A 15301-nucleotide genomic window follows, 5' to 3' on the forward strand; every position below is an offset into this window, starting at 1 on the left:
AGCGACCCGAGGCTACTCGGCGGCCGGCGTGTGCAAGGCCAGATGGCGGGTCGTGCGGCGCCGGACCGCGTGGGGCAGGCTGTCCGGTTCGCGCCCGTCCAGGCCGTGGCGCGCATCGCTCATGGCGGCGTGGACGGCATCGATGGCGAGGATGAGGGCGCTGATCGTGCGGGTGTCGATGTGGCGCTCGCGGGCATGGCGGACCACGTCGGCCACGAGTTCGTCGGTCTCGCGAACGAGGGTGTCGAGGGCTTCCCGGGTGTGGGCGCTCCGCACCTCCCGCAGGAGGTCGAGGAGACGGTCGAGCACCACGTCGATGCGCTCGCGCCGCTCGCGGGCGAGGCGCTGGCCGAGCCAGGCGATGCCGGAGCCGATGGTGCCACCGAAGAAGAACAGGAAGTAGACGTAATCCTCGTAGCGCTCGAACAGGGTCTGCTGCTCGCGCTCGAAATAGTCCACGGCGCCGGGATGGTTGGGCAGCCGCGCGCTCGTCGCCGCCACGGTGGAATCGAAATCCGGCGCCTTCATCAGGTTGGCGAGCGGCGCCTGGGCGGCGAGCTTCGAGCGCCACTCGAACAGGTGCTGGGTCACGGACGCGACGGTGTAGCGGCTGACGGCACCCCGCGCCATGAGCCGGTAGGAGGCGCCCACGGTCTTCACGTCCTCCTCCGGCCGCTTCGGACGCCCGCCGAAGGTGCCGGCGGGAATCGTCACCGTCTGCAATTCGGGCATCCGCTGGATGATGGCCTCGCCGTCCGGCACCGCCACGAACCCCACCTCCTTGTCCGGGACGGCGGCCTCCACGGCGCGCACGGTGGAGATCGCCGCCTTCGAGGCCGGGGCGGCGATGACCGCCACGGCGTCGACGCGCCCCTCCGCCACGGCGCTCGTGACCTCGTTGGGCTTGAGCGGCACCACGGTGACGTGGGCGGCCCCGACCTTGGCGGCTTCGCCCGGTTGGGCCACGGTGAAATCGTAGAAGCCGAGGAGGTTCGTGAGGAACGGCATGTCGGCGCCGTGCCGTTCCACGAGGCCGAGGCGCTTGCGCGACAGGTCGGGAAAGCTGTCGAGTCCGCCCGAGGCGGGCGCGACGATGAGCAGGGCCTCGTCGTGCAGGATTGCCAGGGTCAGGCCGTTCTCCGGCAGGAACACGTCCGGGCGCACCACGGCGAGGTCGGCCTGATTGTGCTGGAGTGCCTGCGCGCTGTCGCGGACATCGTCGTAGGGCACGATCTTGAGGCGGACGTCCTCATGGCCCCGGGCCAGAGCGCGCGAATAGGTCTGCAGCAGCGTCGCCTCGGCGCCGTCGCGCGGCCCCACCGCCACCGTCAGCACCGTCGGGCGCGACAGGTAGAATACCGCGCCCGCCAGGGCCGCGAGGCCGAGGGCGAGGGCGACGAGGAGCCATTCGCGTCTCAGGAGGATTGCCGGCATGACATGCTTGAGCCCTCATCCCAGGGGGTGGTCCGGCATCGGACGATGCCGACCGACTCTGAACCGGAAACCTGTCCGAAGGGTGAAGAACCCATGAAGCCCGCGAACGTTGCAGAACCAGCAAAGGCCGGGCCAACCGTGAAACCGACCCCGCCCGTCACCGCCGCCTACCTCGAGCGGGTCGCCCTGCATTACCTCGAACGCTACAGCGCCTCCGTGGCGATGCTGCGGCGGACCCTCCAGCGCCGGGTGGAGAAACGCTGCCGCCTGCGCGACGAGGACCCGTCCGTCCATGCCGAGGCCATCGAGGCCGTGGTCGCCCGCGCGGTGAGCGCCGGCCTCGTCGACGACGCGCGCTTCACCGCCGGCCGGATGGCGGCCCTGCGTCGACGCGGCACCTCCGCCCGCGCCCTCTCGGCCAAGCTCGCCGCCAAGGGCGTGTCGCGGGACCTCGTGGCCGACGCCATGGCGGCCGAGCGCGACGCGGCCGAAGCGGAAGGCACCGATACCGAGGAAGCGGCGGCCGCCGCCTATGCCAAGCGCCGCCGCCTCGGCCCCTGGCGCCGCCCGGATACCCGCGAGGCGCATCGCGACCGGGATCTGGCCGCCCTGGCGCGGGCCGGCTTCCCCTACGGCCTCGCCCGCCGCATCGTCGAGATGGAGATAGAGGACGAGTCGGAGGCATGACCCTGCGACGATCCGGCAGGGCACGAACGCCGGATTCGCACGCGAAAAATTTGAACAGAGCACGAACGAGGGCCATCTTCCCTCTATGGACGAAGCCCTCGCGAAGAAGCTGCGCATCCTCGCCGATGCCGCCAAGTACGACGCCTCGTGCTCCTCGTCCGGTGCGCCGAAGCGCACGGCCGGCAAGGGCGAACTCGGCTCGACCACGGGAGCGGGCATCTGCCACGCCTACACTCCGGACGGGCGTTGCATCTCGCTCCTCAAGATCCTGCTGACGAATTACTGCCTGTTCGACTGCGCCTATTGCGTCAACCGCCGCTCATCCAACGTGAGCCGCGCCAAATTCACCGTCGAGGAGGTCGTGACCCTCACGGTGGAGTTCTACAAGCGCAATTACATCGAAGGTTTGTTCCTCTCGTCGGGCATCATCAAGTCGCCGGACCACACCATGGAGCTGCTGACGCGGGTGGCCAAATCGCTCCGGCGCGACCACGGTTTTCGCGGCTACATCCACCTCAAATCGATCCCCGAGGCGAGCCCGTGGCTCATCGAGGAAGCGGGGCTCTACGCCGACCGGCTCTCCATCAATGTCGAATTGCCGACCGAGAAAAGTCTCGAGACCCTGGCGCCGGAAAAGAACGGCGCGGTGATCGAGAACGCGATCCAGCAGATCGGCGAGCGCATCGTCGAGGCCAAGGCCGAGAAGCGTCGGTTCTCGCCGGCCGGGCAATCGACGCAGGTGATCGTCGGCGCCGACACCACCACGGACGAAGCCCTGATGCGCAAGAGCGCGCTCCTGTACGGCTCGTTCAACCTGAAGCGGGTGTATTACTCGGCCTTCAGCCCGATCCCGGATGGCTCGACGATCCTGCCGCTGAAATCGCCTCCGCTTCAGCGCGAGCATCGGCTCTACCAGGGCGATTGGCTGCTGCGCTATTACGGCTTCACCCCCGACGACGTGGCCGACGCCACGGAGGACGGCATGTTCGCCCTCGATGTCGATCCGAAGCTCGCCTGGGCCCTGAAGCACCGGGCGCATTTCCCCCTCGACGTGAACCGGGCCGACCGGGAATGGCTGTTGCGGGTGCCGGGCCTTGGCGCCAGGGCCGTGGACAAGATCATCCGTGCGCGCCGCCACACGCGTCTGCGCCTCGACGACGTCGCCCGCCTCACCTCGGGGTTGAAACGCGCCCGGCCGTTCCTCATCGCGGCGGATTACCACCCTGGCGGCGGACTCACCGACCGCCTCGATCTGCGCGCCCGCCTCGCCGATCCGCCGAAGCAGCTGAGCCTGTTCTGATGAGACGTGCCGCAGGGCGCCATTCAGTCATCGTGGGCGGCGGCGCTTCACGCGGGCAGCACGGGTCTCCTCTCCTGAAAGGAGAGGGACAGGGTGAGGTGTGTGACCTTTTCGGAGCATTCGCACACCTCACCCCAGCCCTCTCCTTTCAGGAGAGGGAGCCTGTCGCATCGCACATCGACTCCCTGACGCCTTCGACGAAGCCGTCGATCGTTGTCGATGCGTGAAGTCGATCCCATGCGCTCGGATGCGAGTTCTGCGATCGCCCTGCGCGAGGGCGCCGACCTGTCGGGGTTTCGCGCCGCCGTCCGGCGTCTGGCCGCCGCCGGCATTCCCCCCGAGCGGGTGATCTGGTCCGTGGGTGAGGCGCCCGGCCTGTTCGGCGCCCGCGAACCCGAAACGGAAGCCCCACCCCTCGCCCTGCCGCGCGGGGTTGGCGACCTCGTCACCCGCGTGGTGCCCCACCGTGATCCCGAGCGCTACGCCCTGCTCTACACCCTGGTGTGGCGGGTCCTGCACGGCGAGCGGCGCTTGCTCGAAGTGTCGAGCGATCCCCTGGTCCATCGCTTGGAGCGCATGGCGAAAGCCATCGCCCGCGACCTGCACAAGATGCACGCCTTCCTGCGCTTCCGCCGGGTCGAGGGTGAGGAGCCGGAGCGGTTCGTGGCATGGTTCGAGCCCGATCATCACATCCTGGAAGCGGCGGCCCCGTTCTTCGTCGGGCGCTTTCGGAGCCTGCACTGGACCATCCTTACGCCGGAGGGCTCGGCCCGGTGGAATACGGCCGAACTCACCTTCGGCCCGCCGGGGCGGCGCGAGGATGCGCCGGCGGAGGATGGTTTCGAGGCGGGCTGGCGCGATTACTACGAGAGCACCTTCAACCCGGCCCGCACCAACCTCGCCGCCATGCGGGCGGAGATGCCGAAGAAGTACTGGCGCAACCTACCCGAGACCGCCGCGATTCCGGGCCTCGTCCGCGCGGCGGCCACACGCACGGAGACGATGATCGAGCGGGTTCCGCGCCCCGCGATCAAGCGCGATCCCGTCCGGGCGGTGGCCGCCATGGCGGATCAGGCGCCGGATTCGTTGGAGGCCCTCAATGCCCTCATCCGCCGCTCCGAACCCCTGGTGCCGGGGGCGACGCAGGCGGTGCTGGGGGAGGGGCCTCCGGGCGCCGCCATCGCCTTCGTCGGCGAGCAGCCGGGCGATCAGGAGGACCGCCAGGGCCGCCCCTTCGTCGGCCCGGCGGGGCAGCTTCTCTCCCGCGCCATGGCGGAGGCCGGGATCGTGCGCGCGGACGCCTACCTCACCAATGCAGTCAAGCACTTCAAGTTCGAGCAGCGCGGCAAGCGCCGTCTCCACCAGAACCCCACGGCCGGAGAGGTCAGCCATTACCGCTGGTGGCTGGAGCGCGAACTCGACTTGGTCGCGCCCCGCCTCGTGGTGGCGCTCGGCGCCACCGCCGTCCTGGCACTGGCCGGCCGGGCGATCCCCGTGACGCGGGCGCGCGGCCCGGCCGAGTTCGGCAGGGGCTATGCCGGGTTCATCACCGTCCACCCCTCCTACCTGCTGCGCTTGCCGGAGGGCGCGAAGGAAGAAGCCTATGCGGCCTTCGTCGCCGACTTGCGGCGGGTGGGCGATCTGGCGCGGACGCTCGCGGCCTGATCAGCGCCGCCGCGTCAGGCCGTACAGGGCGAAGCCCGCCAGCGCCGCCAGCCCCAGGGCGAGGCCGCGGTTGTCGTTCACCGCCGCCGCCACCGACTCGCCCGTGCGGCGCAGGTCGTCGGCCAGGGGCGAGCCCGTGAGGATGCGCTCGGCCCGGTCCTTGTTCTCGGGCCGGGTGTTGATGGCGACGGCGAAATCGTCGTCGTGCCGGACGATGTCGATGCTGTTGCGGGCGAACCCGGCCCGCGCGAGGCGGTCCCGGGCCGCACGGGCCAGGCGCAGGGACGAGAAGGAAACCGAGGCGACGACGCTGTCCGACATGCGTTCTCTCTTTCGTGGGGTGGGAGCCAAACACGGCGGCGTGATCGCGGGTTCCGCCCGCGCCGCCTTAAGACCCCGGCAACCCTGGCGGCTTAGGCCCGGCCTCCGGCCCCGCCGGCCCTCACAGGAGATGTCCGCTTGCGCGATCCCTTCGTTCCCGACGCGTTGGCCGAGCGCCTGCGGGCCAAGCGGCGCAACACCCGGCCGGTGGACACCCTCACCTGCGATCCGGGCAAGCCCGTCTTCGCCGAACTCCTCGACGGGCGCGGCCACGGCACCGGGCAATACGTGCGCCTGTCGCAGGGCATGGTCGAGCGCATCACCCGCGTGATGCGTGGGAGCGCGTGATTCGGCTTTCGGTCGATGGCCTCGGATGGCTCACGCAGGACGGGGCTCCTCTCCTTTCCGGAGGGGGCCCCGCGCCGGCCTGAGGCCCAATGGATCAAGGGGAAATGGCATGAGGAACCGCTTCGAGGCCGGGTGACCGCCCGCCCACTGCGGCACGAAACATGCTCGAGGCGGAAACATGCCGCCGGCTGGCGCCCCGCTCCGAAGTCGCGCCTGCGCCCGGCAGGCCGTATCGTCGCGATGGCCGAACACCGGCGAGGACGTTCGTTCACGGGGAAGGTCCGCATTCCCATGGATCTCGACACCATCACGGCGGTCCTACGGCCCCCGAGCCTCGACGAACTGCCGCCCTGGCAGGACGGCGACGCCTGGCTCGCGGGCGGCACGTGGCTGTTTTCCGAGCCGCAGCCCGGCCTCACCCGGCTGATCGACCTCTCCACCCTGGCCTTGCCGGCAACCGAAGTGTCCGAGGCGGGCCTGTGGCTGTCGGCGACGGGGACCATCGCCGAACTCGACCGGCTCGCCCTGCCCAACGATTGGATCGCCGCGCCCCTCGTCGGGCAATGCTGCCGGGCGCTGCTCGGCTCGTTCAAGATCTGGAACCGGGCGAGCGTCGGCGGCAACCTCTGCATGGCCTTGCCGGCCGGGCCGATGATCGCCCTTACGGCCGCCCTCGACGGGCTCTGCCGTCTGCGCCGGCCGGATGGCATGGCGCGGCGCCTGCCCGTTACGGATTTCGTCCTTGGGGTCCAGCGCACGGCACTCGCCCCCGGCGAGATCCTCCTCGGCATCGACGTGCCGGCGGCGGCCCTGAAACGACGCACGGCGTTCCGCCGCATCGCCCTCTCGCCGGAGGGGCGGTCGGGCGCCCTGCTCATCGGCACCCGAGACCGGGCGGGCGATTTCGCCCTCACGATCACCGCCGCGACGCCGCGGCCGGTGCGCCTCGCCTTCGCGACGGTGCCGGCGGCGCCGGACTTGCAAGCCGCCCTCGCGGCGGCGACCGAGACGGATGGCTGGTACGACGACGTCCACGGCGCGCCGGATTGGCGCCGACACGTCAGCGGGTTGCTCGCCGAAGAGATCCGGGAGGAACTCGCCCGATGAGGCTGACGGTCAACGGACAGGTTCAGGATGCGGCCCCCCACGCCGGGCAATGCCTGCGCACCCTGCTGCGGGACCTCGGCTGGTTCGGGGTCAAGAAGGGCTGCGACGCGGGCGATTGCGGCGCCTGCACCGTCCACCTAGACGGGGAGCCGGTGCATTCCTGCCTGTTGCCCGCCTTCCAGGCGGAGGGGCACAGCGTCATCACCATCGAGGGGCTCGCCGCTCCCTGCGCGCCCGGTGACGGCGTGCCCGATGGGCTGCACCCGATGCAGGCGGCGTTCTGCGCGGCCCAGGGCTTCCAATGCGGCTTCTGCACCCCCGGCATGGTCATGACCGCCGCCGCCCTCGACCAGGGCCAGCGGCAGGATCTCGGCACGGCCCTGAAAGGGAATCTGTGCCGCTGCACCGGCTACCGGGCGATCCGCGACGCCGTGGCGGGGATTGCGCATGCGCAAGCCGAGGGCCGTCCCGTCGGCCGCTCCCTGCCGGCCCCGGCGAGCCGGGCCGTCGTCTCCGGCCGGGCGGCCTACACCTTCGACGCCGCCGTGCCGGGCCTGTTGCACCTGAAGGTGCTGCGCGCCCCCCACGCCCATGCCCGGATCCGGCACATCGACCGCACCGGGGCGATGGCGGTGCCGGGCGTCGTCGCGGTGTTCACCCATGAGGACGCCCCGCGCCATCGCTTCTCCACGGGGCGGCACGAGAACCCCGGGGACGACGCCGCCGACACAATGGTGTTCGATCCGGTGATCCGCTGCCACGGCCAACGTGTCGCGGCGGTGGTGGCCGAGAGCGAGGCGGCGGCGCTCGCCGGGGTGCGAGCCCTGCGGGTGGAGTACGAGATCCGGCCCGCCGTGTTCGACCCCGACGCGGCGTTGCGGCCGGACGCGCCCCTGGTCCACGACCCCGCCGACCGGGAACCGCCGCGGCCGGGCGAGGACGCGCCGCCGCTCCTGCCGCATCCGAACCTCGCCGCCGAGGCACACGGCGCCATCGGCGATGTCGAGGCGGGGTTTGCCGAGGCCGACCGCATCCACGAGGCCGAATACGTATCGCAGCGGGTGCAGCACGTGCATCTCGAGACCCACGGGGCGCTCGGCTGGCTCGATCCGGATGGCCGCCTGACCCTCCGGGCCTCGACCCAGGTGCCATTCCTCACCCGCGATGCGCTCGCCCGCCTGTTCGACCTCGACCGCGACCGGGTGCGCGTCCTCGCCGGCCGGGTCGGCGGCGGCTTCGGCGGCAAGCAGGAGATGCTGACGGAGGATCTTGTGGCCCTCGCCGTCCTGCGCACGGGACGCCCGGTCAAATACGAGATGAGCCGCGAGGAGAATTTTTCCGCCGCGACGACCCGCCATCCCATGCGCGTGTGGGTGAAGCTCGGCGCCAAGGCGGACGGGCGCCTCACCGCCCTGTCGCTCCGTGTGATCTCGAACACCGGCGCCTACGGCAACCATGCCGGCGGCGTGCTGCATCACGGCTGCAACGAGAGCATCGCGGCCTATGCCTGCCCGAACAAGCGGGTCGAGGGTTACGCCGTCTATACCCACACCCTGCCGGCCGGGGCGTTTCGCGGCTACGGCCTCAGCCAAACCATCTTCGCCATCGAATCGGCCCTAGACGAACTGGCGCGGGATCTGAGCATCGACCCCTTCGCCATGCGCCGCCGCAACGCCGTGCGGCCCGGCGACCCGATGATCTCGACGAGCCTCGAACCCCACGACGTCCTCTACGGCTCCTACGGCCTCGACCAATGCCTCGACCTCGTGGAGGCGGCTTTGGCGGATGGCGGCGGTGAGCCGGCGCCGGGGCCGGATTGGCGCGTCGGCCAGGGCATGGCGCTGGCCATGATCGACACGATCCCGCCGCGCGGCCACTTCGCGCACGCCCGCATCCGCCTGGAACCGGACGGCACTTACGCGCTCTTCGTCGGCACCGCCGAATTCGGCAACGGCACCAGCACGGTTCATGCGCAGCTCGCCGCCGAGGTGCTGGGGACGGTGCCCGAGCGCATCCGTCTGATCCAGGCCGACACCGATGCGGTTCCCCACGACACCGGCGCCTATGGCAGCACCGGCACGGTGGTGGCGGGGCAGGCGAATGTTCGCGCGGCGACGGCCTTGGCGGACAAGATTTGCGTGGCGGCGGCCGAGCGGACCGGCACCCGGCCCGCCGCGTGCCGCCTCACCCGCGACGGCGTCGAGACGCCGAGCGGGGTCATGCCCCTGGCCGATCTCGCCCGCGACGCCGTGTTCGAGGCGGCGGGCGCGGCCGATGGCAGCCCGCGCTCCGTCGCCTTCAACGTCCAGGGTTTTCGCGTCGCCGTGCAGCCCGAGACCGGACTCGTCCGCATCCTCAGGAGTGTGCAGGCGGCGGATGCTGGGTTCGTCATCAATCCGATGCAGTGTCGGGGGCAGATCGAGGGCGGCGTCGCCCAGGCCCTCGGGGCGGCCCTCTATGAGGATGTCCGCCTCGACGCCGAGGGCCGGGTGGTGACGCGGACCTTACGCAACTACCACATCCCGGCCATGGCCGACGTGCCGGTGACGGAGGTGCTGTTCGCCGACACCCACGACACGGTGGGGCCGCTCGGCGCCAAATCCATGAGCGAGGCCCCCTACAATCCCGTGGCGCCCGCCCTCGGCAACGCCATCCGGGACGCCACCGGTGTCCGGTTGACTGCCACACCCTTCGCCCCCGACCGAATTTTTCACACGCTCACGGCCGTGCCGGAGAAGGCGAGCGCATGACGGAAGCACCGGCCCGGATGCGGGCGATCCGTGGGCAGGCCGTGAGCCTGACCGGCAATCCCTTTCTGGCGGAAGGCTGCCTCCGGCACGAGGCCGATGCCCTGATCCTCATCGAGGACGGGCGTATCGCGGCCTTCGGCGACTACTCGGACCTGGCGCACACGATTCCGCCGGGTGTCGAGGTCGTGGCTTACGAGAACGCCCTGATCCTGCCCGGCCTGATCGACACCCACGTGCACTATCCGCAACTGCAGATGATCGCCTCGTATGGCGAGCAATTGCTGGCGTGGCTCGAGAAATACACCTTCCCGGCGGAACTGCAGTTCGCGGATCACGCCCATGCGGAGCGGGTGGCGAAGCTGTTCTTCCGCGAGATCCTGGGGGCCGGCACCACCACGGCGGTGGTCTATTGCACGGTCCATCCCGGCTCCGTCGAGGCGTTCTTCGCCGAGTCGGCGCGGTTCAACACCCGGATGATCGCCGGCAAGGTGCTGATGGACCGCAACGCCCCGGCCGCCCTCCTCGACACGGCGCAGCGTGGCTACGACGAGAGCAAGGCGCTCATCGCCCGCTGGCACGGGGTCGGCCGGCAGCATTACTGCGTGACCCCACGTTTCGCGCCCTCCTGCACCCAAGCCCAGCTCGATGCCGCCGGCACGCTGCTCAAGGAGCACGACGGCCTCTTTCTCCAGACCCATCTGTGCGAGAACCCCGACGAGATCGCCTGGGTGCGCGAGCTGTTTCCCGAACGGGCGAGCTACCTCGACGTCTACGTCAACGCCGGCCTCGTCGGGCCGCGCACGGTGCTGGGCCACGCCATCCACGTCTCGGAAGAGGATTTCTGCACCTGCCACGCCAGCGGCGCGGCCATCGCCCATTGCCCGACCTCGAACGGCTTCCTCGGCAGCGGCCTGTTCCGGCTCTTCGACGCCCTCGATCCGCGCCGACCGGTGCGGGTCGGCCTCGGCACCGATGTCGGCGCGGGCACCACCCTGTCGCTGCTCAAGACGCTGGGCGAATCCTACAAGGTCGCGGCCCTGCGCGGCACCAAGCTCGACGCCGTGCGGGCGTTCTGGCTGGCGACCCTCGGCGGGGCGGAGGCTCTGCGCCTCGACGACCGCATCGGCCGGATCGCCCCGGGCTACGATGCCGATCTCTGCGTCCTCGACCTCGCGGCGACGCCGCTGCTCGGCTTTCGCACCGCCACCTGCGGCGGCATCGAGGAGCTGCTGTTCGTGCTGATGACGCTCGGCGACCACCGCACCGTGCGGGCCACCTGGGTCGCGGGCGAGCCGGTCTACGACAATCGCCGCGCCGGCGACCCGCTGCGCTACCCGGAGGCGGTCGTCAGGCCCATGCCGGTTTCGTGACGCGGGCCAGCGGCGACGTCAGCGCCCGGAGGCGGAAGCCGGCGCCCGCACCGTCGAACCCGTGACGGAAACGCCCTCGTTCCACGGGGCGGCGGGGCGGCCGTGGCGCCCGGCGCCGCGGTGCAGGTTCGTGGGGCCGGCAAGGCCCTCCAGGCCGCCCGGGGCGGTGACGGCGGGGATGCCGGCCGGGGCGTTGTAGCTCTGGGCCGAGGCGGCGGTGGTGAGGGCGAAGCCAAGAAGCGCGCCGGTGACGAGGCGTGAGATCATGGGGACAATCTCCTTGAGACGGGTATTCGTGTCGCGATCGGATCGCCGATGCGTCCTATCCTGGAAACTGTGCACCGATGCCTCCGGAGGCAACACGACTTGCCTCGATGGTGTGCATTTTGAAGTGGCATCTTCGGGGCGCCGACCCGCGCCGTCTTGCGTTCGGCCCTCCGAATACTCAACCGGATCCGACGGTTAGAGGGTGGATGCCGCCAAAGTCGACAAGTTCGGACGGGTGGCACGGGATTTTCGGAAGCGGTGCTCTTTCACACGCGATCGGCGGCAGGCGGTCGCGCCCGCCCGTGGCGCGATGAGCGCGCCGGTCCCTCAATCGATGGTGCTCTCGCGCGCGAACTCGGCCTGGATGCGGATGGCGAGGAGGTGGGCGGGGCCGTCGAGGGCCGAGCGGGCGCGCTGCATCAGCGAAGCCCGTTGGATGATCGCCCCGGCATCCGCCAGGGGCGTGAAGGCCAGGACACCGCGCCGGATCTCCTCGCCGACATCGGAGAGGTTGACGAAGGTGATGTGGGGCGACGTCTGGGCGAGACGCTTCATGAGCTCGAGGGAATTGGTCTCCACCACGGGTGTGAAGCTGGCGCCCTCGGGCACCAGCTGTTCGAGCACCGTGCGCAGGGTCATCGAGCGGTCGGCGACCACGAGGGGATGGGCGAGGCAATCGGCCATCCGCACCTGATACCGGCCGTTGAGGGGATGGTCTGGCGCCATGACGGCGCCGAGGCGGTGTTCGAACTCGGCGATACAGCGCAGGCGCGGGTCGGGCGGAAAGCGGTAGGCCAGGGCGAGATCGGCCTCGCCCGCGAGCAGGGCGGGGGCGATCGCCTCGGCCGGCAGGACCATCACCTTGACGACGATGTGCGGATGGGTCTCGCGGAACGCGCGGATCACACCGGGCAGGACCCCGGCGGCGATGCTCACCATGGTCGCCACCGTCACCTCGCCGCGCGTCAGGCCCTTCAAGGCGGCGACCTGCGCCAGCATCCGCTCGTGGTCGTTCAGGGTGTCGCGCACGTGCCGCATCAGCACCTCGCCCGCCGCCGTGAGGCGCAGGCCGCGCGGCAACCGCTCGAACAGGGGCGTGCCCATGGCCTCCTCCAGGGCGAGGATCTGGCGGTTGACGGCGCTCGAGGCGACACCGAGGCGCTTGGCCGCCTGACGGATCGAGCCGCTGCGCGCCACCTCGTCGAGGTAGCCGAGCAGGCGATGATGCAGCATCGGTGTCGCGGCTTCCGGCATCATGCAATCCTCGACGTCAGCAGGGCGCACGCTTCGCAGGGAGCTTGCCAACCGCTCCACCCGCCGGCTTCGTGATCGGGCGCGATGGGCCGTCGACGCCCCCGGCGGCATGGCCTTTGCTGCGTTCGCCCCGGAAACGGTGCCCGGCACGGCGCCGTGGGAGCCTCCCATGCGCGCGACATCCCTCGGCCTGCCCCTCCTCGCCTGGTTCCTCGCGATGTTCTGCCTCGGGAGCGGCGTCGCCACGGCGCCGGGGGCCCGCGCCCAGGGGACGGTCACGCCGCCGGCCGGGCAATCGCGCCTCACCGCACCGGGCGGACGACGCGGCAAGGCCGCCCGATCCCGCCGAATCCACCGCCACTGATGCGTCTGCCCCTCACGAACGGAGACCGCCCCATGCGCCCCATGTCGACCGTAGCCCTGACCCTTTTCGCCCTCGCGGGGCTCGGCACCGCCGCGCTTGCCCAAGGATCGACGGGCGCGCCCGCCGGAACGCCCGGTGCCACCGCCCCGGGCGGCACCGAAGGCGCCGCCGCCCTCCGCAACGAACGCGAGGCGGTCCGGTCCGGCGACGCCATTCCGGCGCCTCCCGGCATCGGCATCCCGGCCGAGACGGTTCCGCCGGCCGCTCCGCCGCCGCCGCGTCCCTGACGACCGCGCGGCGGCGTCGCGTGTGCGAACGCCGCCGCCGGAACGAGGTGGGTTATTGCGGCGGCTTGTCGTCGATGCCCTTCACGTACCAGTTCATGCCGAGGATCATGGGATCGGGGGCGTGTTCGCCCGCCTTGACGGCGATGGACCCGTCCTGCTTCAGCACCGGCCCCTGGAAGGGATGGATCCTGCCCTCGGCGATGCCCTTCTTCGTCTCCTCGGCCAGGGCCTTCACGTCGTCGGGCATGTTGGTGAAGGGGGCCAGCACGACCAAGCCGTCCTTGAGGCCACCCCAGGTGTCGTGGCTCTTCCAGGTGCCGTCGAGGACCGCCTTGGTCTCGGCGATCACGTAGCCGTCCCAGTCGTCGACGATGGCGGTGAGCTGCGCCTTCGGGGCGAACCGAACCTGATCGGAGGATTGGCCGAAGGCGAACTTGCCCACCTTCTCGGCCTCCTGCAGGGGGGCCGCGGAATCGGTGTGCTGGGTGAGGATGTCGGCCCCCTGCGCCAGCAGGGCCTTGGCGGCTTCCGCTTCCTTGCCGGGGTCGAACCACGTGTTCACCCAGACGATCTTGATCTTGATGTTCGGATTGACCGACTGGGCGCCGAGCATGAAGGCGTTGATGCCGCTCACCACCTCGGGGATCGGGAACGACGCGATGTAGCCGACGGTGCCGGACTTCGACATCTTGCCCGCGATCTTGCCGCAGACGTAGCGGCCTTCGTAGAAGCGTGCCGAATAGGTGGAGACGTTCTCGGCGCGCTTGTAGCCGGTGGCGTGCTCGAACTTCACCTTGGGGAATTTCTTGGCCACCTTCAGGGTCGGCTCCATGAAGCCGAACGAGGTGGTGAAGATCAGCCCGGCGCCGGAGCGGGCGAGCTTCTCGATGGAGCGTTCGCTGTCGGCCTCGGGCACGTTCTCGAGGAACACGGTCTCGACCTTGTCGGGCAGGGCCGCCGCCAGGGCCTTGCGGCTGAGGTCGTGCTGGTAGGAATAGCCGAAATCGGCCACCGGCCCGACATAGACGAAGCCGACCTTGAGCTTGTCCGCCGCCCGCGCCGGGGTCAGCGCCGCCGTGGCGCACAGGAGCGCTCCGGCCATTCGCGTGACGATGCTGGTCCTCATGGATGGTGCCCCTTGTCGACGGAAGGTGTTCGTCGTGTTGTCGGCGTCGTGCCGAGGTGGAATGACAGCAAGACCAGGGCCAGGGCCGGGGTCACCGGCTCGGCGCGAAGACCCGCCCGAGGGCGGCGGGGGCCGACGAGCCGCCCTGGCGTCGGCCGAGGGACAGGGCGACGAGGGCCAGGATGGTGGCGAGGTAGGGCACCGCCGAGAGCAACTGCCCCGGCAGGCCGAGCCCCGCCGCCTGGGCATGGAGCTGGAGCACGGTGGCGCCGCCGAACAGCAGCGCGCCGGCGGCGACCCGCACGGGTTGCCAGGAGGCGAAGACCACGAGGGCGAGGGCGATCCAGCCGCGCCCGGCGGTCATGCCGGGGGACCAGAACGGCGTGTAGGCGAGCGACAGATAGGCCCCCGCGAGCCCGGCACAGGCGCCCCCGAACAGCACGGCGAGGAAACGGACCTTGCGTACCTTCAGCCCGAGGGCGTGGGTCGCCGTGTGGTCGTCGCCGATGGCCCGAAGGCTGAGGCCGGCGCGGCTGCGCCACAGGAACCACCACACCCCGGCCACCAGAAACGCCGCCGCGTACACGAAGGCATCGTGTCCGAACAGCAGGGGACCGACGACCGGCAGGTCGCTCAAGACCGGCAGATGGAGATGCGGCGCCGGATCGCGCTTCATCCCGACATAGCCGGCGCCGACGAGGCCGGAGAGACCGAGCCCTAAGATGGTCAGGGCCAGGCCCGAGGCGACCTGATTGGCCGCCAACCCCACGGTGAGCAGGCCGAACAGGGCGGCGAGGAGCAGGCCGGCACCGACGCCGCCGCAGGCGCCCAGCAGGGTCGAGCCGGTCTGCGTCGCCACGGCGAATCCCATGGCGGCGCCGAGCACCATCATGCCCTCGACGCCGAGGTTGAGCACGCCGGCCCGCTCGGCCACGAGTTCGCCGATGGCCGCGAGGATCAGGGGGGTGGCCGCCGTCAGCACCGTGACGAGGACCATCTGGACGATGTCGAAACTCATGGG

At 70.7% G+C, this 15301-nt stretch carries 15 protein-coding genes; 9 read left to right on the forward strand and 6 right to left on the reverse strand.

Annotation, left to right across the window (positions count from 1 at the left end; all coding sequences use genetic code 11):
- Positions 1 to 12: 12 nt before the first annotated feature.
- Positions 13 to 1434 carry a TAXI family TRAP transporter solute-binding subunit gene (locus tag BM249_RS13790; RefSeq protein WP_091972681.1) on the reverse strand — a complete coding sequence of 474 codons (1422 nt, stop codon included), beginning with the start codon at positions 1432 to 1434 and terminating at the stop codon, positions 13 to 15.
- A 93-nt stretch (positions 1435 to 1527) separates the two neighbouring features.
- Between BM249_RS13790 and BM249_RS13795 the strand changes: the two genes are divergently transcribed.
- From BM249_RS13795 to BM249_RS13805, 3 genes are all read left to right on the forward strand, one after another.
- Positions 1528 to 2121 carry a regulatory protein RecX gene (locus BM249_RS13795; RefSeq protein ID WP_091972683.1) on the forward strand — a complete coding sequence of 198 codons (594 nt, stop codon included), beginning with the start codon at positions 1528 to 1530 and terminating at the stop codon, positions 2119 to 2121.
- An 85-nt stretch (positions 2122 to 2206) separates the two neighbouring features.
- Entirely contained in the window at positions 2207 to 3421 is a 1215-nt protein-coding gene (locus tag BM249_RS13800) for a putative DNA modification/repair radical SAM protein (RefSeq protein ID WP_091972685.1), read from the forward strand.
- A gap of 219 nt (positions 3422 to 3640) precedes the next feature.
- Positions 3641 to 5086 carry a UdgX family uracil-DNA binding protein gene (locus tag BM249_RS13805; RefSeq protein ID WP_091972687.1) on the forward strand — a complete coding sequence of 482 codons (1446 nt, stop codon included), beginning with the start codon at positions 3641 to 3643 and terminating at the stop codon, positions 5084 to 5086.
- Here BM249_RS13805 and BM249_RS13810 read toward each other — a convergent pair whose 3' ends face one another.
- Complete coding sequence (locus tag BM249_RS13810; RefSeq protein ID WP_091972689.1) at positions 5087 to 5407, reverse strand: hypothetical protein; 321 nt, start codon at positions 5405 to 5407, stop codon at positions 5087 to 5089. It lies immediately after the preceding gene.
- 138 nt (positions 5408 to 5545) lie between these two features.
- Here BM249_RS13810 and BM249_RS13815 point away from each other — a divergent pair, with 138 nt between their 5' ends.
- The 4 genes from BM249_RS13815 (at position 5546) to guaD (ending at position 10982) form a co-directional block, all read left to right on the forward strand.
- A complete protein-coding gene (locus BM249_RS13815) occupies positions 5546 to 5755 on the forward strand; it encodes a hypothetical protein (RefSeq protein WP_091972691.1) in 210 nt (69 codons plus the stop codon).
- 291 nt (positions 5756 to 6046) lie between these two features.
- Positions 6047 to 6862 carry an FAD binding domain-containing protein gene (locus BM249_RS13820; protein ID WP_091972692.1) on the forward strand — a complete coding sequence of 272 codons (816 nt, stop codon included), beginning with the start codon at positions 6047 to 6049 and terminating at the stop codon, positions 6860 to 6862.
- Entirely contained in the window at positions 6859 to 9612 is a 2754-nt protein-coding gene (locus BM249_RS13825; RefSeq protein ID WP_091972694.1) for a molybdopterin-dependent oxidoreductase, read from the forward strand. Before BM249_RS13820 ends, BM249_RS13825 begins: the two co-directional genes overlap by 4 nt.
- Entirely contained in the window at positions 9609 to 10982 is a 1374-nt protein-coding gene (gene guaD / locus BM249_RS13830) for a guanine deaminase (RefSeq protein ID WP_091972696.1), read from the forward strand. The genes BM249_RS13825 and guaD overlap by 4 nt, the downstream gene beginning before the upstream one ends.
- A gap of 18 nt (positions 10983 to 11000) precedes the next feature.
- Here guaD and BM249_RS13835 read toward each other — a convergent pair whose 3' ends face one another.
- Both BM249_RS13835 and BM249_RS13840 read right to left on the reverse strand, forming a co-directional pair.
- The gene (locus BM249_RS13835) at positions 11001 to 11249 is read right to left on the reverse strand and encodes a hypothetical protein (RefSeq protein ID WP_091972698.1); all 249 of its coding nucleotides are present in this window, start codon (positions 11247 to 11249) and stop codon (positions 11001 to 11003) included.
- 327 nt (positions 11250 to 11576) lie between these two features.
- Positions 11577 to 12482: a LysR family transcriptional regulator gene (locus BM249_RS13840; RefSeq protein WP_091972790.1), complete on the reverse strand. Its 906-nt coding sequence runs from the start codon at positions 12480 to 12482 to the stop codon at positions 11577 to 11579.
- 190 nt (positions 12483 to 12672) lie between these two features.
- Between BM249_RS13840 and BM249_RS13845 the strand changes: the two genes are divergently transcribed.
- A complete protein-coding gene (locus BM249_RS13845; protein ID WP_091972700.1) occupies positions 12673 to 12867 on the forward strand; it encodes a hypothetical protein in 195 nt (64 codons plus the stop codon).
- A gap of 32 nt (positions 12868 to 12899) precedes the next feature.
- Positions 12900 to 13154 (forward strand): hypothetical protein, encoded by a 255-nt coding sequence (locus tag BM249_RS13850; protein WP_091972793.1) that lies wholly within the window; start codon positions 12900 to 12902, stop codon positions 13152 to 13154.
- Positions 13155 to 13206: 52 nt separating this feature from the next.
- On the opposite strand, the gene BM249_RS13855 is transcribed toward BM249_RS13850, so the two are convergent.
- Positions 13207 to 14280 (reverse strand): BMP family ABC transporter substrate-binding protein, encoded by a 1074-nt coding sequence (locus tag BM249_RS13855; protein WP_091972702.1) that lies wholly within the window; start codon positions 14278 to 14280, stop codon positions 13207 to 13209.
- 91 nt (positions 14281 to 14371) lie between these two features.
- Positions 14372 to 15298 (reverse strand): ABC transporter permease, encoded by a 927-nt coding sequence (locus tag BM249_RS13860; protein ID WP_091972704.1) that lies wholly within the window; start codon positions 15296 to 15298, stop codon positions 14372 to 14374.
- Positions 15299 to 15301: the final 3 nt, after the last annotated feature.

The organism is Methylobacterium gossipiicola, assembly GCF_900113485.1.
GTDB classification, from domain to species: Bacteria; Pseudomonadota; Alphaproteobacteria; order Rhizobiales; family Beijerinckiaceae; genus Methylobacterium; species Methylobacterium gossipiicola.